Annotated in this window: 15 protein-coding genes and 1 tRNA gene; 14 read left to right on the top strand and 2 right to left on the bottom strand. The window is 64.5% G+C overall.

What is annotated here, in order from left to right:
• Positions 1-18 precede the first annotated feature (18 nt).
• The 4 genes from NRY95_19090 to NRY95_19075 all read left to right on the top strand — a co-directional run bounded on the left by NRY95_19090 (position 19) and on the right by NRY95_19075 (position 9,130).
• Complete coding sequence (locus NRY95_19090; GenBank protein UYC15772.1) at positions 19-3,156, top strand: DUF3416 domain-containing protein; 3,138 nt, start codon at positions 19-21, stop codon at positions 3,154-3,156.
• Positions 3,153-6,512, top strand: a complete 3,360-nt coding sequence (gene treS, locus NRY95_19085) for a maltose alpha-D-glucosyltransferase (protein UYC15771.1) — start codon at positions 3,153-3,155, stop codon at positions 6,510-6,512. The genes NRY95_19090 and treS overlap by 4 nt, the downstream gene beginning before the upstream one ends.
• On the top strand, positions 6,509-8,695 hold the full coding sequence (glgB, locus tag NRY95_19080) for a 1,4-alpha-glucan branching protein GlgB (protein ID UYC15770.1): 2,187 nt from the start codon (positions 6,509-6,511) through the stop codon (positions 8,693-8,695). The genes treS and glgB overlap by 4 nt, the downstream gene beginning before the upstream one ends.
• A gap of 359 nt (positions 8,696-9,054) precedes the next feature.
• A tRNA-Ile gene (locus NRY95_19075) sits at positions 9,055-9,130 on the top strand.
• 387 nt (positions 9,131-9,517) lie between these two features.
• On the opposite strand, the gene NRY95_19070 is transcribed toward NRY95_19075, so the two are convergent.
• Entirely contained in the window at positions 9,518-10,597 is a 1,080-nt protein-coding gene (locus tag NRY95_19070; GenBank protein ID UYC15769.1) for a macro domain-containing protein, read from the bottom strand.
• The gene (locus tag NRY95_19065; GenBank protein UYC15768.1) at positions 10,594-11,250 is read right to left on the bottom strand and encodes a DUF4433 domain-containing protein; all 657 of its coding nucleotides are present in this window, start codon (positions 11,248-11,250) and stop codon (positions 10,594-10,596) included. Before NRY95_19065 ends, NRY95_19070 begins: the two co-directional genes overlap by 4 nt.
• Before the next feature lie 296 nt (positions 11,251-11,546).
• Between NRY95_19065 and NRY95_19060 the strand changes: the two genes are divergently transcribed.
• The 10 genes from NRY95_19060 to NRY95_19015 all read left to right on the top strand — a co-directional run bounded on the left by NRY95_19060 (position 11,547) and on the right by NRY95_19015 (position 20,556).
• The gene (locus NRY95_19060; protein UYC15767.1) at positions 11,547-11,786 is read left to right on the top strand and encodes a hypothetical protein; all 240 of its coding nucleotides are present in this window, start codon (positions 11,547-11,549) and stop codon (positions 11,784-11,786) included.
• A gap of 213 nt (positions 11,787-11,999) precedes the next feature.
• On the top strand, positions 12,000-12,671 hold the full coding sequence (locus NRY95_19055) for a hypothetical protein (protein UYC15766.1): 672 nt from the start codon (positions 12,000-12,002) through the stop codon (positions 12,669-12,671).
• A complete protein-coding gene (locus NRY95_19050; GenBank protein UYC15765.1) occupies positions 12,668-13,891 on the top strand; it encodes an ImmA/IrrE family metallo-endopeptidase in 1,224 nt (407 codons plus the stop codon). The genes NRY95_19055 and NRY95_19050 overlap by 4 nt, the downstream gene beginning before the upstream one ends.
• An 89-nt stretch (positions 13,892-13,980) precedes the next feature.
• Entirely contained in the window at positions 13,981-14,547 is a 567-nt protein-coding gene (locus NRY95_19045) for a type I toxin-antitoxin system SymE family toxin (protein ID UYC15764.1), read from the top strand.
• 249 nt (positions 14,548-14,796) lie between these two features.
• Positions 14,797-15,507: a DUF4172 domain-containing protein gene (locus tag NRY95_19040; GenBank protein UYC15763.1), complete on the top strand. Its 711-nt coding sequence runs from the start codon at positions 14,797-14,799 to the stop codon at positions 15,505-15,507.
• A gap of 432 nt (positions 15,508-15,939) precedes the next feature.
• Positions 15,940-16,329 carry a GntR family transcriptional regulator gene (locus NRY95_19035; protein ID UYC15762.1) on the top strand — a complete coding sequence of 130 codons (390 nt, stop codon included), beginning with the start codon at positions 15,940-15,942 and terminating at the stop codon, positions 16,327-16,329.
• 57 nt (positions 16,330-16,386) lie between these two features.
• Entirely contained in the window at positions 16,387-17,259 is an 873-nt protein-coding gene (locus NRY95_19030; GenBank protein UYC15761.1) for an ABC transporter ATP-binding protein, read from the top strand.
• On the top strand, positions 17,256-18,734 hold the full coding sequence (locus NRY95_19025; GenBank protein UYC15760.1) for a hypothetical protein: 1,479 nt from the start codon (positions 17,256-17,258) through the stop codon (positions 18,732-18,734). Before NRY95_19030 ends, NRY95_19025 begins: the two co-directional genes overlap by 4 nt.
• A gap of 215 nt (positions 18,735-18,949) precedes the next feature.
• Positions 18,950-19,777, top strand: a complete 828-nt coding sequence (locus NRY95_19020) for an ABC transporter ATP-binding protein (GenBank protein ID UYC15759.1) — start codon at positions 18,950-18,952, stop codon at positions 19,775-19,777.
• A gap of 2 nt (positions 19,778-19,779) precedes the next feature.
• On the top strand, positions 19,780-20,556 hold the full coding sequence (locus NRY95_19015; protein UYC15758.1) for an ABC transporter permease: 777 nt from the start codon (positions 19,780-19,782) through the stop codon (positions 20,554-20,556).
• Positions 20,557-20,566 lie beyond the last annotated feature (10 nt).

The raw sequence follows: 20,566 nt of genomic DNA, 5'->3' as shown, positions 1-20,566 counted from the left end.
GCCGAACGGGATATCCGAATGCATGTCTGCCTGCTGTCCCCCCTTACGCACGACGCGGCCACGCTGGAGACGGCCATGGCCGCCGCGCAGGCCAATGGTTGCGATCATGTCGTACTGCCCAATCCGTTCGCGCAGGACCCGCAAGGGCGGCTGACGGATCCGGCCAGCGACGATGCCGCCGGCACCGCACAGCTGCAGCAGTGGCTGGCGCTGGCGCAGAAGCACGGCCTGAACCTGTTGGTCGATCTGCGCATCGACGAGATCGGCGGCGGCAGCGGCCTGCTGCAGCAACATCCGCACTGGTTCCGCGCGCGCACCTCGGCGCTGCCGGATCCGCGCACCCAGCGCGGCACGCCGGACATCGCCCAGGGCCGCTTCGCCTACGCCGAAGAGGGCGCGGGCCTGGCGCAGTGGTGGAGCGTGCGTGTGCGCGACTGGCTGCGCAGCGGCGTGGCCGGATTCCGCGTGCTGCAGCCGCAGCGCGTGCCGGCCACGCTGTGGCGCAGCTTGATCGCCGGTGTGCAGGCGGACGTGCCCGACGCGAAATTCCTGGCCTGGACGCCTGGCCTGGGCCTGGAGTCCTTACGCGGGCTGCAGGGCGCCGGCTTCGATGCGGCGTTCTCGTCGCTGGCCTGGTGGGACGGACGCGGCAGCTGGTTCTTCGACGAAGACGTGGCGCTGCGCAGCCTGGCGCGTCGCGTCGTCGCCACCATCGATCCCGATGCGCCGTCCGAAGCGCAGCCGCCGTTGCAGCGCGCGCAACGCGCCCGCCTGGCATCCGCGTTCGGCGATGCATGGGCGATCGCCGAACTCACCGCCTTGCCAGCGCCGGCCGACACCGATGCCGATGCCGATGCCGCGCCGGCCATCCCGGCCGCTGCCGGACAAGATCTGCGCTTGCGCCCATTGCTGCGCGATGGCGCGTTGACCGCAATCGCCGTGGAACCGCTCGGCGCCGCGCCGTGGCTGGTGCTGCTCAATAGCGACCGCGACCACCTGCTGCCGGTACCGGGATCGGCGCTGCTGCGCCTGCTCGGCGACAGCGAAAGCTTGCTCAGCGATCAGGGCGAGCCGATCCAGGGCGACCAGGGCGGCACCCTGGAAGCGGGCGAAGTGCGCGTCTATCGCAGCGTGCCGGCGCGTCCGGTGCTGGCCGCCGCTCGCGCCCGCACGCCGGCCGATGTCGCCGCCGCTGCGGCGCGGATCTGCATCGAAGCGGTGACGCCCTCGGTGGACGACGGCCGCTTCCCGGTCAAGCGCACCGTCGGCGACCGCATCTGCGTGGAAGCCGACGCGTTCTGCGACGGCCACGACCGCATCGCAGTGGCGTTGCTGTGGCGCGCCGGAGATGCGCGCACCTGGTCCACTGCGCCGATGCGCGCGCTGGGCAACGACCGCTGGCGCGGCGAGTTCCCGCTGGAGCGGCTAGGTCGTTACGAATTCCGCATCGAAGCCTGGCGCGACATCTTCGCCACCACCCATGCCGACCTGGAAAAGAAGCGCGCCGCCGGCACGCTGCTGCCGGTGGACGTGCAGGAGGCGCTGGCCCAGGTGGAGGAGGCACGCGCGCGCAGCCGCGGCGCCTTGAACGCGCGGCTGAAGGCGATCCTCGCCCGGATCACCCGCAGCGAGGATCCCGCCGCCCGCGCGGAGATCCTGCTGGAACCCGGCACCGCCGAAGCGATGGCGCGCGCCGACGACAAGCCGTTCCGCACCGAATACCCGATGACCTTCCGCGTCGAGGCCGAGCGCCGGGGCGCGCATTTCTCCAGCTGGTACGAGCTGTTCCCGCGGTCGCAGAGCGGCGACCTCGCGCGCCATGGCACCTTCGACGACGTCATCCAGCGCCTGCCGCACATCCGCGCGATGGGCTTCGACGTGCTGTACATGCCACCGATCCACCCGATCGGCGAGAAGAACCGCAAGGGCCGCAACAACGCGGTCACCGCGCAACCCGGCGAACCCGGCAGCCCGTACGCGATCGGCTCGGCCGAAGGCGGGCACACCGAGGTGCACGCCGAACTCGGCGGGCTGGACGGCTTCCGCCGGCTGCGCGCCGCCGCCGCCGCGCAGGGCCTGGAACTGGCACTGGATTTCGCGATCCAGTGCGCGCCGGACCATCCTTGGCTGCGCGAGCATCCGGACTGGTTCACCTGGCGTGCCGACGGCTCGATCCCGTACGCGGAGAATCCGCCGAAGAAATACCAGGACATCGTCAACGTCGATTTCTACGCCAGCGGCGCGGTGCCCGAACTGTGGAACGCGTTGCGCGACGCGGTGCTGTTCTGGGTCAACGAAGGCGTCAACCTGTTCCGCGTCGACAACCCACACACCAAGCCGTTCCCGTTCTGGGAATGGCTGATCGCCGAAGTGCGCGGGCGCCATCCGCAAGTCGTGTTCCTGTCCGAAGCCTTCACCCGGCCCAAGCCGATGTACCGGCTGGCCAAGGTCGGCTTCTCGCAGTCCTACACCTACTTCACCTGGCGCCAGCACAAGGCCGAGCTGCAGGCCTACATCGAAGAGCTCAACACCGGCACGCCGCGCGAATGCTTCCGCCCGCATTTCTTCGTCAACACGCCGGACATCAACCCGGTGTTCCTGCAGCAGAGCGGCCGCGGCGGCCACCTGATCCGCGCCGCGCTGGCGACCACGCTGTCGGGCCTGTGGGGCATGTACCAGGGCTTCGAGTTGTGCGAGGCCACGCCGCTGGCGCCGGGCAAGGAGGAATACCTGGATTCGGAGAAGTACCAGCTGCGTGTGTGGCCCGAGCGCGCACCCGGCGACATCGTCGACGAGATCACCCGCCTCAACCTGCTGCGCCGCCAGCATCCGGAACTGCAGTCGCACCTGGGCACGCGCTTCTACCTCGCGCACAACGACCAGGTGCTGTACTTCGGCAAGTTCCTCGACGAGGCGCACCTGGCGCGCAGCCGCAGCCTGGTGCTGGTGGCGATCAGCCTGGATCCGCACGCCGCGCAGGAGGCGCAGATCGAAGTGCCGCTGTGGGAACTGGGCCTGCCCGACCACGCCAGCGTCGCCGTGCAGGACCTGTGGGATGGCCATGAATTCGCCTGGCACGGCAAGCTGCAAACCATTCGCCTCGATCCCTCGCGGCCGTTTTCCCTATGGCGTATCCGCGCCGGAGCCACTTCATGAATGCTGCAGTTCCATTGTCCGCCGACAGCGAGGCAAGCCCGCTGGTGCGCGACGCGCTCTGGTACAAGGACGCGATCATCTACCAGGTGCACGTGAAGTCGTTCTTCGATTCCAACGACGACGGCATCGGCGATTTCCCCGGCCTGATCTCCAAACTCGACTACATCGCCGACCTCGGCGTGGACACCATCTGGCTGCTGCCGTTCTATCCCAGCCCGCGCCGCGACGACGGCTACGACATCGCCGAGTACATGGCGGTGCATCCGGACTACGGCAGCATCGCCGACTTCGAACGGCTGGTCGCGCAGGCGCACGCGCGCGGCATCCGCATCGTCACCGAACTGGTGATCAACCACACCTCCGACCAGCATTCCTGGTTCCAGCGCGCGCGCAACGCGCCGGCCGGCTCGCCGGAGCGCGACTTCTACGTGTGGTCCGACAGCGACCAGGACTACGCCGGCACCCGCATCATCTTCTGCGACACCGAGAACTCCAACTGGACCTGGGATCCGGTCGCCGGGCAATACTTCTGGCATCGCTTCTACTCGCACCAGCCCGACCTGAACTTCGACAACCCGGCCGTGCTGGAAGCGGTGCTGGAAGTGATGCGCTTCTGGCTCGACCTGGGCGTGGACGGGCTGCGCCTGGACGCGGTGCCGTACCTGATCGAGCGCGACGGCACCTCCAACGAGAACCTGCCCGAGACCCACGCCATCCTGCGCCGCATCCGCGCCACGCTGGACGCCGAGTATCCGGACCGCATGCTGCTGGCCGAGGCCAACATGTGGCCGGAAGACACCCAGCAGTATTTCGGCGAGAACGCCGACGAATGCCACATGGCGTTCCATTTCCCGCTGATGCCGCGCATGTACATGGCCATCGCGCGCGAAGACCGTTTCCCGATCACCGACATCATGCGCCAGACCCCGGAAATCCCGGAGAGCTGCCAGTGGGCGATCTTCCTGCGCAACCACGACGAGCTGACCCTGGAAATGGTCACCGACTCCGAGCGCGACTACCTGTGGCAGACCTATGCCGCCGACCGTCGCGCGCGCATCAACTTAGGGATTCGCCGGCGCCTGGCGCCGCTGCTGGAGCGCGACCGCCGCCGCATCGAACTGATGACCTCCTTGCTGCTGAGCATGCCCGGCACGCCGGTGCTGTACTACGGCGACGAGATCGGCATGGGCGACAATATCCACCTCGGCGACCGCGACGGCGTGCGCACGCCGATGCAGTGGTCGATCGACCGCAACGGCGGCTTCTCGCGTGCCGACCCGGCCGCGCTGGTGCTGCCGCCGATCATGGATCCGCTGTACGGCTTCCAGGCGGTCAACGTCGAGGCGCAGCAGCGCGACCAGCATTCGTTGCTGACCTGGACTCGGCGCATCCTGTCGGTGCGCAAGCGCTATCGCGCCTTCGGCCGCGGCACGCTGCGCTTCCTGTATCCGGGCAACCGCCGCCTGCTCGCCTACCTGCGCTGCCACGAGGACGAGACCGTGCTGTGCGTGGCCAACCTCTCGCACACGCTGCAGGCGGTGGAGCTGGACCTGTCCGAGTTCGAAGGCCGGGTGCCGGTGGACATCATCGGCGGCGGCAGCTTCCCGCCGATCGGGCGCCTGACCTACCTGCTCACCGTGCCGGCGTTCGGCTTCTACGCGTTCCAGCTGGTCGGCAACGCCACGCTGCCGGACTGGCACGTGCCCGCGCCGATGCCGCTGCCCGACTACCAGACCCTTGTGCTGCGCGGCGCGGTCGATGCCGATGCGCTGCTGCCGCACCTGGGCACGCTGGAGCGCGACATCCTGCCGGCGTGGCTGTCCACGCGGCGCTGGTTCGCGGCCAAGGACCGCGCGTTGCGCAGCGTGCGCATCGCCCGCCGCACCCCGCTGCCCGGCACCGACGCGTTGACCATGCTGGAGATCGAAGCGGAGCTGGAGCATGGCGAATACGAACGCTACATGCTGCCGCTGGGCATCGTCTGGGACCGCGAACAGCCCAGCGTGCTGGCCGAACAGCTGGCGCTGGCACGGGTGCGGCACGGTCGCGAAGTCGGCTATCTGACCGACGGCTTCGCGCTGAAATCGCTGACCCGCACCACGCTTGCCGCATTGCGCGAGGGCGCGGTGCTGTCGGTCCAGGGCGAGACCCATGCCGGTGCCGATGCCGCGCCCGAACAGATCCGCTTCTGCCCGACGCCGGCGCTGGCCGCGGTCGAGATCGCCGACGATGCCGAGATCCGCTGGCTGTCGGCCGAGCAGAGCAACAGCTCGCTGATCGTCGGCGACAAGGCGGTGTTCAAACTGCTGCGCCGCGTTTCCGCCGGGGCCAATCCCGAGATCGAACTCGGCGCGCGGCTGACCGAGATCGGCTACGCCAACGCCGCGCCCTTGTTCGGCCACGTCACCCGGGTCGATGCGCAGGGCGTGGAAACCACCCTGGCCTTGCTGCAGGGCTTCGTGCGCAACCAGGGCGACGCCTGGCGCTGGACCCTGGATCACCTGGCGCGCGGCGCAGAGGAATACGCCGCCGCCCAGGACGAGGCCGCGCGCGACGAGAGCGTGGCCGGCTACGACGCCTTCGCCGCCGTCGTCGGCCGGCGCCTGGCCGAGCTGCACGACGTGCTGGCCCAGCCGACCGATGCCGCCGCGTTCGCGCCGCAGCCGGTGGATGCCGCAGCCGCGCGGCAGGTCGTTGCGGGTGTGGAGCACGAAGTGCAGGCGATGTGGGACACCTTGTCCGCGCATCGCGACGGCAGCGAGGATGGCGCCGAGCGCGCCGCGATGGACGCGTTGCTGGCCGAACGTCCGCGCCTGGACGCCTGGTTGCAACAGGCGCCGGCCCTGCTCGACGGCGCGCTGCTGACCCGCGTGCACGGCGATTTCCACCTCGGCCAGATCCTGGTCGCGTTCGACGATGTGGTGCTGATCGACTTCGAAGGCGAACCGGCCAAGTCGCTGGACGAACGCCGCGCCAAGGCCAGCCCGCTGCACGACGTGGCCGGCTTCCTGCGCTCGCTCGACTACGCCAGCGAAGTGTCGGCACGGGGCGAAGAAGGCACCGCCGCACGCGCCGGCGTCGGCCTGGACACCGCGCTGGACGCCTTCCTGTCCGCGTTCCGCAGCCGCGCCAGCGCCACCTTCCTGGCCGCCTACCGCCAGGTGCTCGACGCCAGCCCGCATCCGTGGGTGGCGCCAGCCGCCTTCGAGACCACCACCCTGTTGTTCCTGATCGAGAAGGCCAGTTATGAAATTCGCTACGAGGCCGCCAACCGCCCGGCCTGGATCATGGTGCCGATACAGGGACTGCTGCGCATACTCGACCGCTTTCCCGCGCCACAGGAGGCGATGCGATGAGTGATGTCGGCCACACCTGGGACGAGGCGACGCTGCGCGCGTTCGCCAATGCCCGCCACGGCGACCCGTTCGCCGTGCTCGGTGCGCACCGCATCGGCGACACGCGCGTGCTGCGCAGCTACCTGCCCGGCGCCGAAGCCGTGGCGGCAGTGCTCGAGGACGGCCGCGAGGTGCCGCTGCAGGAAGGCCCCAGCCCCGGTTTCTTCTCCGCGCCGCTGCCCGACGACGGACGCTACCGCCTGCGCATCCGCTGGCCCGGCGGCGAGCAGGTCACCGAGGACGCCTACGCCTTCGGCCCGCAGCTCAGCGATTTCGACCTGCACCTGATCAGCGAAGGCCACCATTTGCAGCTGGCCGATGCGCTGGGCGCGAACGCCGTTGAAGTCGATGGCGTGCGCGGCACCCGTTTCGCGGTGTGGGCGCCGAACGCCACGCGCGCCGCGGTGATCGGCGATTTCAACAGCTGGGACGCGCGCCGCCACCCGATGCGGCTGCGTCACCAGGCCGGCGTGTGGGAACTGTTCGTGCCCGGCGTCGACGTGGGCGCGCACTACAAGTACGCGCTGCGCGGCCCGCGCGGCGAAGACCTGCCGGCCAAGGCCGACCCGGTCGCGCGCCGCGCCGAACTGGCGCCCGGCACCGCCTCGATCGTGGCCGATCCCACCCCGTACCAGTGGCGCGACGACGCCTGGATGGCATCGCGCGCGCGCCGCCACAGCCCGAACGCGCCATTGAGCGTGTACGAGATCCACGCCGGCTCGTGGATGCATGCCGACGACGGCAGCATGCTCGACTGGGATGCGCTGGCCGACCGCCTGATTCCCTACGTGGCCGACATGGGCTTCACCCATATCGAACTGATGCCGGTCACCGAACACCCGTTCGGCGGCTCCTGGGGCTACCAGCCGCTGGGCCTGTTCGCGCCCACCGCGCGCTTCGGCTCGCCCGACGGCTTCGCCCGCTTCGTCGACCGCTGCCACCGCGAGGACATCGGCGTCATCGTCGACTGGGTGCCGGCGCATTTCCCCACCGACGCGCACGGCCTGGCCCATTTCGACGGCACCTCGCTGTACGAACACGCCGACCCGCGCGAAGGCTTCCACCGCGACTGGAACACGCTCATCTACAACCATGGCCGGCGCGAAGTCTCCGGCTTCCTGATCGCCAGCGCCCTGGAATTCCTGCAGCGCTACCACGTCGACGGCCTGCGCGTGGATGCCGTGGCCTCCATGCTCTACCGCGACTACAGTCGCGATGCCGGCGAGTGGGTGCCCAACATCCACGGCGGCCGCGAGAACTACGAGACCATCGCCTTCCTGCGCCGGCTCAACCAGGTCGTCGCCGAACACGCGCCGGGCGCCATCACCATCGCCGAAGAATCCACCGCCTGGCCGGGCGTCACCGCCGACCTGGCGCACGGTGGTTTGGGCTTCAACTACAAGTGGAACATGGGCTGGATGCACGACAGCCTGCACTACATCGAACTGGACCCCATCTACCGCCGCTACCACCACGGCGAACTGACCTTCAGCATGGTCTACGCGTATTCCGAGCGCTTCATGCTGCCGATCTCCCACGACGAAGTAGTGCACGGCAAACGCTCCCTGCTCGGGCGCATGCCCGGCGACGACTGGCAGCGCTTCGCCAACCTGCGCGCCTACCTGGGCTACATGTACACCCACCCCGGGCGCAAGTTGCTGTTCATGGGCTGCGAAATCGCCCAGCCCACCGAGTGGAACCACGACGCCGCGCTGCCCTGGCACCTGCTCGACGACCCGCGCCACCGCGGCGTCCAGCGCCTGGTCCGCGACCTCAACCGCCTGTACGCCGAACACCCCGCACTGCACGCCCGCGACGACACCCCCGACGGCTTCGCCTGGGTCATCGGCGACGACGCCGGCAACAGCCTGTTCGCCTACCTGCGCACCGCCCAGGGCAGCGACGCCCCGCTGCTGGTGGTGGCCAACCTCACCCCGCTGGTGCACCACGGCTACCGCATCGGCGTCCCCCGCGGCGGCCGCTGGCGCGAACTGCTGAACTCCGACGCCGAGATCTACGGCGGCAGCAACACCGGCAACGGCGGCAGCGTGCGCACCGAGAACGTCGGCGCCCATGGCCACCCGGCCTCGCTGTCGCTGACCATCCCGCCGCTGGGGGTGCTGGTGTTGGGGTTGGAGGATTGAGGGGAGGGCGCTTGCGCGGCTAGCGGCGTCGCATCGGCCGTCGATGCGGCGCTGTTGTGGAAAAGCAGGCTGTTGTGGGAGGGACTTCAGTCCCGACGGGCTTTCCCGGCTCACCATCGGAGCTGATGCTCTTCCATTGCGGATTGCCGGGGGCATCCCAATCAAGCGCCGCCTTGCCGTTCGCCCTGGGTAGCCAACACGCATGCGAGTCAGCGGCTGCACGCGCATCGACAGCCCGGGAAGACACGACACCACCCCGGACGCTAAACTCACGCCCGCCTCGGCGCCTTCCTCTGCATGCACGCCAGAGGCGCCAAGCCGGCGGCCGACGCATCGGCCCGTCCGCTCCGGACGCGTCCGGGCCTATAGCTCAACGGTTAGAGCAGAGGACTCATAATCCTTTGGTTCCAGGTTCGAATCCTGGTGGGCCCACCATAAGCATGAAAAATAGCTGGATGTTGTCTGCTATTGTAAAGAGTGCACGCAGAAGTGAAGCCGATCCCGCTCTTCGCAGACTGGCTAGCCCAAATAGGCGGGCGTAGGTATGGGGTGGCGGTAAGGACAACATGGCGCTAACTCTCGAATATTGCTTGCTCGTCTTAGGTCGAGGCAAATTGGCTAGACCCATAAGTCTAACATAAAGAGAGAGCGCTGAGCACATATCTGACTCTGTGCTTCAACTTGGTAAGTTGCGACGAACGTGATTTTCTGCGGGGAAAAGTGGCCGGAAGAAGCAAAAAAGTTCTGGGAATGCTGCACAAAAATAAAGTATTTACTGCCTAAATTATGGCGCCGACCACGTAACGTGGTCGGACTCCATACTCACATTAGAGCGTGCATTTCTTTTTTCAACTGAAGACGTTCAAGCGCGAAACTAAGTGCTTGATCATCAAAGAGCCGATTTTTTCTCTCAGCGGCCCCACTACCTTCCTGCCAGTTCTTCAACCCTGCCCTGACGGCGGGAACGGTGGGCTCAACACCTTCTTTGAAAAGGAGCCAGTCCACGCTCGCTAGCAGCTCCATGCCGAATGGCGACTCAAATCCATCAATCAGCTGAGCAGTTGCCTCGAGAGCAGGCACATATGACTTGGCCTCAGAGCGAAGATAAGCCTGAAGGAAATCCTTCCTGCTCTCGTCGAACCAGATGACGTCGAAGGGATCGGCATCGCTGATGCGCTTATCGCAGTGCAGGTAGCTCCCGTCTAAGTTGTTCAATAGATGATCCAGCCGATTCGCGTACGGACCATACTTGTGTGCGACGAAATGCAGTTCCAGATCTTTCCCCGGCATGAGTCGGCCGACTGCTCTCTCAAGAAACCATGCCAACTTTTGGATCTCAAGCAAACTGCAATCCATACCAAGAACCCAGTAACGCCGCACCAACTCCGCGATGAGCGCCCGAGTTGGGGTTAGTTTCTCCACACCGGCGCGCTTGGCGACGTTCTGGTATTTAGAAGTTGGCTCGAACACTAGGACATCCAAGCTGAGATCACCCAGCGCCGCCTCAATCTGAGGCCGTACGAGAGCCCATTCCAGTCCACCATTTCCTGCGCCCAGCGGAGGTATCGCTACGGACTTGACTTTGTTTTCGATTAGAAAGTGACGAAGTTCTTGTAAACCCTCCGTTATCCACTCCAATCGTGATGCCGCTCTCCAATGCTGCTTGGTAGGGAAATTCACTACCCAACGGGGGCCGTCTAGCTCTGACACCTCCGTGACAAACATCTTGCCCACATGTACATCCCCTGCTTTGCACGCAGCTGCATAGCGACGGAAATTTTCTGGAAAACGCTCCTTGAACATGAGGGCGATGCCTTTCCCCATCACTCCAACAGTGTTCACTGTATTGACGAGGGCCTCTGCGGGAACCTCCAGTAGGTTGCCTTGTGTGAACTTGATCATGAGAAATACCAACTAGGTAGTGCTTTAACAGGGAAATTGAGGCCGCGGCTATGCACTTGCTGTTCAATGACCTGTTGCATTTGTGCTGTGTAGCATGCAATGCCTGTCAGCGATGAGAGGGGCATGTGGCGGTGGACCAGAGCTTCCGCTTGGTAGCGCTCGAACTTAGCGGGGTCGTCGGGGTCACGCTTGAAATCACGTCGCTGCAAAAGAGGCCAATCGATTTTACTGAGGCTGCCAAGGTCATTGTAGTAGGTCGCCCACCTATAGTAAGCGTGCATGTCGGTAAACGCCCAGCGAAGCCCGTCAGCGGCTACCCTGAGCAAACTTGATGCCAGGATCACGATTTCTTCATTGGGCCGTCTTGGTACGCCTCCCCAACCTGTGCTGATATTGCGGAGCATTGGCGAGAACGGAGTGAAATAGAAGGGCACGTAGTCGTTCAGGAATCCTCCCGGCGCAATTGAGACCGGGTGGGAGCTACGCTTAGTGATCAAATCGGGATTGCCAATGCTCACCCACCCCGGAGCAAGCACTGAGCTATTGCCGCAATGGAGTCCGTTGTCAAGTGCCCAGGTCAAGTTGTCCCGATGCAAGATCCGAAAGATCAGAGCCCGCTCAGGGTTAATGAGCCTCTTGTAGTCGTACGCCATACCGATCCTTCCACTTGACGTCCGTCATGTTAAGGCAGGCGAACGAGCATGGCACGCTCTCGCATCTCTAGGAAAAAGCATCCCAAGCTCGTAGTCGATCCAGGCCTCATGGAGTGATCCTTTGGGGGGGGGGGGGGGGGGCTTATAAATAATTGATTTGTATATATATTTTGATGTATCACAATCCTTTGGTTCCAGGTTCGAATCCTGGTACGCACTGGCGATGCCGAGCGTTGCGGAGATCGAGTTCGAGCCGCCGGGCGGACGATCGGAGTCCGGCCGGCTGATCTCTCGTGATGTACGTGCTCGACACCAGCGTGCTGGCGGAGTTGCGCAAGGTGCGGCCCGGCAGGGCCGGATGCGAATCTGTGGCGCAACGCTGCGCTCGGCTGCACGTACCCGACAAGGGGGGGGCGCGCGACGCGCTTATCGCGGCGACGGCGCTGGTGCATGGCATGGCGGTGGTCACGCGCAATGTCTCTGATTTCGAGTCCACGGGAGTTCCCATCGTCAATGCATGGGAGCTGTCGCCGTGACGGCCTGTGGGCTTAGAGGATCGCGTTGACGGCCACATATGCAGGCACATGCAAGCCTGCGGCGGCGGGGATCATTGTGCATTTAGAGGTCTAGCCTTAGAGGGGAGGCTTTCCAAGGCTCACGCCAAGCCCGCTGAATAGGGGACATGTTGGGTTGGTTGCGGCGACAAAAAAAATGATATAAATTCGCTTCCACGACAAAGGAGAGTTGCCTTGAACGTCAGTGGTCACGAAATCATTGGTAGTAAATTGTCGTCAGACATTCCTCGTGGCTTCTGGCTCACTTTGGAGCGTCTGGTGCCACAGGCACTGGCCGATGCCCAAGCACTGAGCTTGCGGTTTGAGGGCGGGCACCGATCGACAGCTTCGGGTTTCGCACGGCATCTGCTGCTGAACGAAGCCATGGGCCACGCATTGGACGAGGCAGGCATTCTCCACAAGCCGCTTCGTGGAAACGCGATCGTCTTCGGTAAGGTGGGAGTGGTAACTCTGGCGCGCGTCCACATGGGACAAGTAAAGTGGGATAACGCTCGGCGTAGCAAGACCAAGGTCAAGTTGTGTGAGCCGAACGCGCAGGCCAAGAAGCTCATAAACCCGGATCTGTTTGAGGGTGAGCTATCGGTCACGGAACCGGTGGAGATGACCGCTTTTGTTGTGACGGAAGGAGCAGGCGCGGGAGATCATTACGCAATCCATATTGTCGTCACTGACGAAAGCATGGACTTGCGCAATCCTGTCTTTCGGGAGGATCTCCATCAGTTCGTTCAGCGCTATCAGAAGCGTCAGGATGTTGAGGATCGCGTCAAGCCGACACTCAAAAACAACGTCAAGAAGTTGCTCGATAAAACCGACAACGAAGACGGACAGCCAGACCCGCTCGCATGAACCAGCGCACAAATACTCGCTCTGTGGGGAACTTTGTGCCGGACAGGCTGAGCCAAGCCTTATCGGTTCGTGGTTTCTCTGCAACAGAGCTGGCGGCCCGCATTGGGGTAACCAATACCACCATCAGCCGATGGCGTACGGGCAGTCAGGCACCTAGCCCCACCATGCTAGAGGCCATGGCGTCTGAACTACGCGTTGCGCCCGAATGGCTGACGCGGCCCTTGCGCAATACCACCTCCAAGCCCAATTACCGCGGCAGCATCGCTCAGCTCAAACAGGAGCGCGGCTTGCTTGGTGCCCGTATGGAATGGCTGGAGGAAGCGTCCTCACAGCTTGAAGAGTTCGTCGACTACCCTGCCGTCAACTTGCCCAGCTTTGACCTAAGGCGTCTGGCCCAGATCACGGACAGCGTGGTTGAAGAGGCGGCTGACGCTTGCCGCAAGTTGTGGAACTTGGGGGAGGGACCTGTCGGCGACACGTTATTGCTTTTGGAGAATGCGGGTGCTGTGGTGGCGCTGGAGGAAACCGGTATTGCACGCATTGAAGGACTTTCCGCTTGGAGCACATCGGGCCGGCCGTTCGTCCTGCTTTGTGCTGACAAGGGCAATGCGTTCCGTAGTCGGTTCGACGCTGCGCATGAGCTTGGTCATCTTGTTTTGCATCGCCATATCGAGGCTCCAGGCGACGCTGCAAGCCACAAGCTCATGGAGCAGCAGGCGCACCGTTTTGCCGGCGCCTTCCTGTTGCCAGCACGCGGATTCGTGGCTGAAGTGTCCACCCCTGTTTCGCTACAGGCATTGGTCTTCCTCAAGCAGCGTTGGGGTGTTTCCGTAGCGGCCATGATCATGCGGCTGCGCGCGCTGGGTGTCATCTCGGAGGAAGATTACCTGCGTCTCATCAAGCACCGTTCGGCAAAGTGGGGCAATAAGCGCGAGCCGCTGGACGATGAGCGTACTCCGGAGGAGCCACGACTACTCAGGCGCACCATGGAGCTGCTGATCAACGAAGGCGTGATCCGAGCTGACGGCTTAGCTGACATGCTGGGCATCTCGGCCCGCGATGTGGAAAGCATGTTCGGACTGCCGATCGGGTATCTGTCCGGAAAGAAGGCTGACATCGTGGAGTTGGCAATCAAACGGCGGGAGCTAACGGATGTGTCGTCTTCTACTATTGCGGACTCCACTTCCAATGTGGTTTTGTTTGATCGATTCCGGAAGTAGGTATACGTAGCGCCCTGCGGAGCGGGGCTTTCTGCATCGAGATATCTGTGTCAGGTTGATTTATTTCGTACTGGCAGGATGTTCTGCAGATGTCTACAGGCGTCCTGCTTCAAGCGTTGACAGCTTATTTTGATCGAGTAATTATTTACTTGCCGCGGCAAATTCCGCAGCCGGGTTTGGTCTCTCGAAATCACTTGGCGACTCCCACTCAAATGGAGGACGTCATGTCCGGTAGTGTTGCCGCTCGCCCAAAGACCAAATCCCATCGCCGCGCCGTCAAGGCGCCGCCCTGCTGGCTCAAGCTCGAATCGCCCGATCCCTTAGACGTGATTGCCGCTGAACCATTACCTGGCGCGTCGGCGCCGCCTGTGTGCCCCGATGCCGACAAGGTCACCGCGCCCAGGCGCTCGATCCCGCGCCGGCCCACGCAATGTACCATCGGCTATCGCTACTACGATGTGGACCGCAATGGCATGCGGGTCGGGCGGCAGGTGCCCAGCCTGCGCTTGCATGGCCTGTGGCTGGAAGGCCTGGGCTTCGCGGTGGGCGGCAAGGTACGCATCACGATGGCCAATGGCGCCCTGCTGATCACGGCCGTGCCGGTGGCGCCGCCGCCTGTGGCGAAGACGCGACGCAGGTCCAGCGGGGCACCGTAGCCGCTCGGTTCTGGCGGTGGCGTTGCTGGGGTGGCCGGCTGGTGCCGAATCGCTCAATGGGTGGAGACGGCGCGGCGCTGGCCGCGCCGTCACTACACGCCGTCCCCTTTGACGGAGTCGCCTCCTCGCACGGCGTACATCGCCGTCCCCTGCGGGCAATGCGGATGCTGTGCGGCGATTGGCGGCCCCAATCACCGCAAAAAGTGCGGCGATTGTGCTGCGGCGAATCGCTCCCATAATCGCCGCATCATGCGCGGTGAAACGCCCTGCCTCTGGCAACGCAAGGACTGGCCGACCTGGCGCTACAGCCTAGCGGCGCTGACCGAGGACGTGGTCAAGACCAGCGCCATCGAGGGCGAGGTGTTGAACGTGGCTTCGGTGCGTTCGTCCGTGGCGCGCCGGCTGGGCGTGGAGGTGGCGGCGCTGGCGCCCGTCGATCGGCACGTGGAAGGCGTGGTGGACATGGTGCTGGACGCCAACGCCAATGCCGTGCAGCCGCTCACCGCCGAACGGCTGTTCGGCTGGCACGCCGCGCTGTTTCCCACCGGTTATTCCGGCCTGAGCCGGCGCAAGGTGGCCGCCTGGCGCGACGATGCCAATGGGCCGATGCAGGTGGTGTCCGGTCCGGTGGGGCGCCAGCGCGTCCACTACCAGGCCCCGCCGGCGGCGCGACTCGATAGCGAGATGGCCGTGTTCCTGCGCTGGCTCAACGACAGCCGGGACGCGCCGGCGCTGCTCAAGGCCGGTCTCGGCCACCTGTGGTTCGTGACCCTGCATCCGTTCGACGACGGCAACGGCCGCATTGCGCGTGCCGTGGGCGATCTGCTGCTGGTGCGCGCCGATGGCAGCCCGCAACGCTTCTACAGTCTGTCGGCGCAGATCCAGCGCGAACGCAGCGCGTACTACGCGGTGTTGGAGCGCACGCAGAAGGGCGATCTCGACGCACTGCACCCCGCGTAGGCACTTCAACGGCACGGCTTAGCGGGTTGGCTACGCGCCGACTGCCGCGCTGGTCATCGAAGAGATGCTGGCGCGTAAGCCAGCCGCCATCACAAAGGTGCGGGTGGACTTGCCCCACGGCTTCTCGCCGCGCGCTGCCTACGCCATCCTGGGGGGCTGGAACAGGCTACAGCTACGCTCGAAGGAATGGCTACTTGGTTGGGCGAGAACGTGTCAGCGGGCAGGCGTGGCACGCCTGCGGCCACTGCTGCGCACGATCCCCAGAAAAGCGGCAGGAGGCAACTTGAACCCGTTCCGATGAAACGGACGCCAGGACGCGATACGTTCATCGCACGCTGGAGGTTGCCTGCGACACATCAGCCGTCTTCGCCGCGGAAAAGGCAGCTGCAGCCGCGCTTGACAGTTCGTTTGTGTATTGTTGTCATAATACACATGAACGCCTCGGTCTTCTCCATCCAGCCAACGTCAGCCGAGCCCATCTATCGGCAGATCGTGGAACAGCTGCGCCGCCTGATTGCAGGAGGACAGCTCGTGCCTGGGCAATTACTTCCGTCGGTGCGCGACGTGGCGGGGTTTCATGCCATCAACCCAATGACGGTCTCGCGGGCGTATGGCATGGCCGAAGCGGAGGGGCTGCTGGAACGGCTTCGCGGCAAGGGGATGGCGGTCGCGGCGGCTCACGAAAAAACGTTGTCGCAGGCCCAGCGTATGGCCCTGATCGAAGAACTGCTGATCGACGTGGCCCGTCAGTCGAAGGAACTGGAACTGCCGACGGCGCCGGTATTGCAGCGCCTCGGCAAATTGATGGGGCAAGATCGGTGACGCCGGCACCGGTGCGTAGATGAGGGAAATCCAATGAATGCCACGGGATTTATAGACATGGAAACTGCCGACGTTCCGCTTGCGATACGGGGGCTGACGCATGGCTATGAGCGGTCGCGCGTGCTGAGCGGCTTGGATCTTGTCTTGCAGCGTGGCTCCGTCATGGGTTTGATCGGCCGCAACGGCGCAGGGAAATCGACGCTGATTCGCGCGATGCTTGGCCTGCTTGAACCCGCAAGTGGATCGGTGCGCGTCTACGGCGAGCCAGCGCTCAGGCTGTCCGATGCCACCAAGGCCCGCATCGGATATGTCCCTCAACAGCCCGAGGCCCTAGCGTGGCTGACCGCCGAGCAGATGCTGAATTACGTGGGCGCGTTCTATCCCCGATGGGACGCGGCATTCGTCCGGAAGATGCTGCGACAATGGGACATTCCGTCAGGCCGCGCGCTTGGCAAGTTCTCGCCCGGCGAGCGCCAGCGCGTGGACCTGATCCGCGCGCTGGCGTCGCAGCCCGACCTGCTCGTGCTGGATGAACCCGCCGCTGCACTCGATCCGGTGGCACGGCGCCAGCTGCTGCGGGAAATCGCACTGAGGGCGGCGGAATTCGAAACGACGGTTCTGTTCTCCACGCACATTGTGTCGGATCTCGAGCGTGTCGCTTATGAGGTCGCCTTCCTGCACGAAGGGCGGATACTGCTCAACTGCGGTGTTGATGAAACCAAGGAGCAGTACGCGCGCGCCGTGCTGTCGCAGCCAGCCTTGCATGCCGCGCCCGCCGGTGCGCTGAGCCGCCGCGAGCTCGACGACGGTAGTCTCAGTCTCGTGATCGAGCGCGATGCGGCGGGCCATTGGCCGATCAGCGCGGACATGGCGGGTGTGCGTATCGAAACCCTGGCGCTCGAGGATCTGTTTGTCGAGATCGCGGGATGACGATGCGCCCCTCTCTGATGATCCCCTGGCAAGCCACGCCTCGCGTCATTCGGCTCGGCCTGTTGCTCTTGATTGCCGCGTGCCTCGTCCATGGCGCCTCGGTCGCTGCCGCCCCCGGACCGCGGGGGCGGTGGTCGCTGTTCGTGCTCTATTACGGGGGCGCCCTGGGCGCGTTATGGGCCCTGGTCCTGTCGCGTTTTGTCCTGCTCGCCCGTGACCATCTCCAGCTCGTCCTGCCTGGCAACGTCTACCTGATCCCTGCCAACCTCGCGTTCTACGCGCTGTGCGGGCTGGCGCCAGCCATGGCACTTGGCATCGAGGCGCATGCGTCCTTGCTTGCCACCGCCATTACGCTCCTGCTCTTCATGGCAGGTGGGCTTGCCGTGGCGCTGTTGCCTGGCTATGTGGCCGCTGTGGTGGGCTTCATACCGCTCATCGGCGCGGCACTTTCCGGGTACTTGCGCTCGCATGCCCTTACCGCGATGCAGACCGAGGCCGTCTCATTTGTCGCCCTGCTGGTTCTTTGCGCCTGCTGCATGCTTCGCTGGCGCGCAGTGTCGCGCAGCGACGGCGCCGCCGCTGGCTCGATGCGCGGTACGCTTGTCTTCCAGCTACAGCGGCAGCCAGGCGGAGGCGGTGCGCGGCGCGATGAAAGCGCGGCCCGAGGGATCAAGGCAATGCGCGGTTGGTCGACCGGAGGCATCAGCTTGAAGAAGACGGGCCCGACGTCCGTGTCTCGCGCTTTGCGCGTTGCACTGGGCGGGTTGTACCTGCCAAGGACGCCAGCAGGCCATGCGCGTCGGTGGCTTGCGCTCGCGGGCCTGGTGTTGCTGATGGCGCTGCTGATCAAGGCGGCTTCCGGGTTCGACCTTCCCACGCTCCTGTCACCCTCCAACATCGCGTTCGCCGTTTGTTACACCGCGCTCGTGCTCACCATGGCAAGCACGTTCGGCGTGCTGAAAGTCGTGCAGCAACGGTGGCGGAAACAGAATGCGGAGCTGGCGCTGCTGGCGCTGCTGCCCGGCCTGGGCACGCCGGAAGCCGCGCGACGGAAGGTATTACGCGCCTGTCTGGCCGGGCCGCTCGTACTGCATGCGGCGATCCTCGCATCGGTATGGCTGACCGCCTGGCTTGTGCCCCTGCCGAGCGTGCTGCTCGTTCTGATATCGGTCGTCATACCGGGGTGTTCGGTCCTCATGGCGGGCTCCGTGCTCGCCACGCTCGGGGGCCGGCGGCTGCCCGACTGGGCCATGATGACGTTGATGCTCGTCTTCCTGGCGTTGACCAACGTCTGCCTGCTTCCCGTCGTCCTGTCCCATGCTGCCGGCGCTGTAACCACGGCCTACCTTGCGGTGCCGTTGGCGGGGTGGGTACTGCTTGGCCTGGTCATGTTGTGGCTGGGATTCCGCGGGTCGATCGGCTTCCAGCGCCGTCCCCATGTGTTTTTGCCAGAGAGCAGCCGGCGCTCCATCTGATCCCGAAAAAATCGAAAAAAACCCGTTGACAACCCTGGTGTATCTGTCTATTAATACACATAGACACGGTGTCGGCGCCGTTTAGCCGGCGCCCAGCCACGCAAGGGCAGCTGGACGAACGTCGCGGGGGTCGTATGCAATGTTTGGCGATCAGAGGCATTAGCAAGAGATACGAACGTGGCACCGGAGCCACGCCCGTTTCTGCATTGACGGATGTGGATCTGGACGTGCGCGCCGGAAGCGTCGTCGCTGTCCTGGGGCTCAACGGGGCCGGGAAAAGCACACTGATCAAGGTGATCTGCGGCCTGATCGAGCCCGATGCGGGCTACATGCAACTGGACGGCGTCCGGCTCTCGCATCGCCTGGCACGGCATTGCCGCCTCGGCGCCGTACTCGAAGGCAGCCGCAATCTCTACTGGCGTCTCTCCGCCCGGGAAAACCTCGAGTACTTCGCAGCGCTGCAAGGGTTGGGGCCGAAGCAAAGCCGGCGGCGAATCGCCGAGCTGCTCGCGACCATTGGCCTGGACAAGCGCTCGAACACCTTGGCGGGCAACCTGTCGCGAGGCATGCAGCAGCGCCTCGCCCTTGCCGTGTCGGTGATCAACCAGCCGCAGGTGCTGCTGCTGGACGAGCCGACACTTGGCGTGGATTTGGAGAACGTTCTGAGCATCGTTGCCTACCTGAAGGAAATGAAGGAAGCAGGCACGGCGATCATCCTTACCTCGCACCAGATGGACACGGTGGAGATGCTCTCCGACCACGTGGCGATTCTGCAGGCAGGGCATATCAAGATCACCGAAGACATCAAGACGTTTTTGTCGCGGGGTGCCACGAATCTCTATTCCCTGGGCGTGGAGGGTGTCGACCAGGGACGCATGCAACTGCTGTGCGCGCTCGGCGTGATGGTGGGCGAAGGTGCGCTGACGTTCCCGGAAGAAAAGCTCTACGACGTCCTCGATGTCATGCGTCCGTTAGCCATAGGCGCCCTGACCCGCGAAGCGGGCGATCTGACCTCGACCTTTCTGCACGCCGTGAGGGATTGACCATGCTCGCCCGGATCGCATATGCGGAAGTCCGCAAAAACATGATCACGGTAAGGCGCTATCCAATCGAGTCCATCCTCGGCGCCATCGTTTTCACTTTTTTCTTCATGGGTATTTTTTTCGGCTCGAAGTATCTTGCGGGGGGCGCAGAGGTCAACGAACAACGCCTCGCCGTTACCGTCGCGACGTATGTCGTATGGCTGACGACAACGGGGCTTTTCTCAGGGCCCGGAGCCCAGATCGCCGATGATGCCCGGACTGGCATCCTCGAACAGATCTTCCTTGCGCCAACGCGATTCGCAAGCTTCGTCGTCGTCCGTACCTTCAGTGGGCTGGTACATCATCTTCTGCTCATAACGCTGGTGCTCGGTGTCATCTGCCTGTTCACCGGTGTACGGTTGAATTACACGCCTTACGCCGTCCTTCCGCTGTTCTGCGTCATCCTGGCATCGGTCGGCCTGGGCTTGCTGGTGGCAGGATATGCCATGGTCATCAAGCGCATCCAGTCGCTGCTCAGCCTCGGGCAATTCATCATGCTGGCCCTGGTAGCGGCGCCCCTGCAGGGCCGCGACGGTGCGTTCGGCGTATTGGCCGATGTGGTCCCCATCAACCCATCCGCGCACCTCCTGGGAGAGCTGCTTTCCCATCCCGTCACGCCCACGGCAAGCGAGTACGCCGTATGTGCCGCCAATGGCGTTGCATGGTTCCTGTTGGGGTATTGGGCGCTGGACCGAGCGGTCAGGGCGGCGCGCAAGCGTGGGCTGGTAAGCGGCTACTGAGTCGACAAGG

Origin of the sequence: Xanthomonas campestris pv. phormiicola (assembly GCA_025666215.1) — a bacterium.
Taxonomy (GTDB): domain Bacteria; phylum Pseudomonadota; class Gammaproteobacteria; order Xanthomonadales; family Xanthomonadaceae; genus Xanthomonas_A; species Xanthomonas_A campestris_A.
Note: the sequence above shows the minus strand (reverse complement) of the source record. Positions and strands in the feature narration are given on the sequence as shown.

What these genes read in the sequence shown, in the direction of transcription:
- NRY95_19090 (UYC15772.1), top strand. Translation starts at nt 19, where the DNA reads ATGCATGTCTGCCTGCTGTCCCCCCTTACGCACGACGCGGCCACGCTG.
- treS (UYC15771.1), top strand. Translation starts at nt 3,153, where the DNA reads ATGAATGCTGCAGTTCCATTGTCCGCCGACAGCGAGGCAAGCCCGCTG.
- glgB (UYC15770.1), top strand. Translation starts at nt 6,509, where the DNA reads ATGAGTGATGTCGGCCACACCTGGGACGAGGCGACGCTGCGCGCGTTC.
- NRY95_19070 (UYC15769.1), bottom strand. Translation starts at nt 10,597, where the DNA reads ATGATCAAGTTCACACAAGGCAACCTACTGGAGGTTCCCGCAGAGGCC.
- NRY95_19065 (UYC15768.1), bottom strand. Translation starts at nt 11,250, where the DNA reads ATGGCGTACGACTACAAGAGGCTCATTAACCCTGAGCGGGCTCTGATC.
- NRY95_19060 (UYC15767.1), top strand. Translation starts at nt 11,547, where the DNA reads ATGTACGTGCTCGACACCAGCGTGCTGGCGGAGTTGCGCAAGGTGCGG.
- NRY95_19050 (UYC15765.1), top strand. Translation starts at nt 12,668, where the DNA reads ATGAACCAGCGCACAAATACTCGCTCTGTGGGGAACTTTGTGCCGGAC.
- NRY95_19045 (UYC15764.1), top strand. Translation starts at nt 13,981, where the DNA reads ATGTCTACAGGCGTCCTGCTTCAAGCGTTGACAGCTTATTTTGATCGA.
- NRY95_19040 (UYC15763.1), top strand. Translation starts at nt 14,797, where the DNA reads ATGCGCGGTGAAACGCCCTGCCTCTGGCAACGCAAGGACTGGCCGACC.
- NRY95_19035 (UYC15762.1), top strand. Translation starts at nt 15,940, where the DNA reads ATGAACGCCTCGGTCTTCTCCATCCAGCCAACGTCAGCCGAGCCCATC.
- NRY95_19030 (UYC15761.1), top strand. Translation starts at nt 16,387, where the DNA reads ATGGAAACTGCCGACGTTCCGCTTGCGATACGGGGGCTGACGCATGGC.
- NRY95_19025 (UYC15760.1), top strand. Translation starts at nt 17,256, where the DNA reads ATGACGATGCGCCCCTCTCTGATGATCCCCTGGCAAGCCACGCCTCGC.
- NRY95_19015 (UYC15758.1), top strand. Translation starts at nt 19,780, where the DNA reads ATGCTCGCCCGGATCGCATATGCGGAAGTCCGCAAAAACATGATCACG.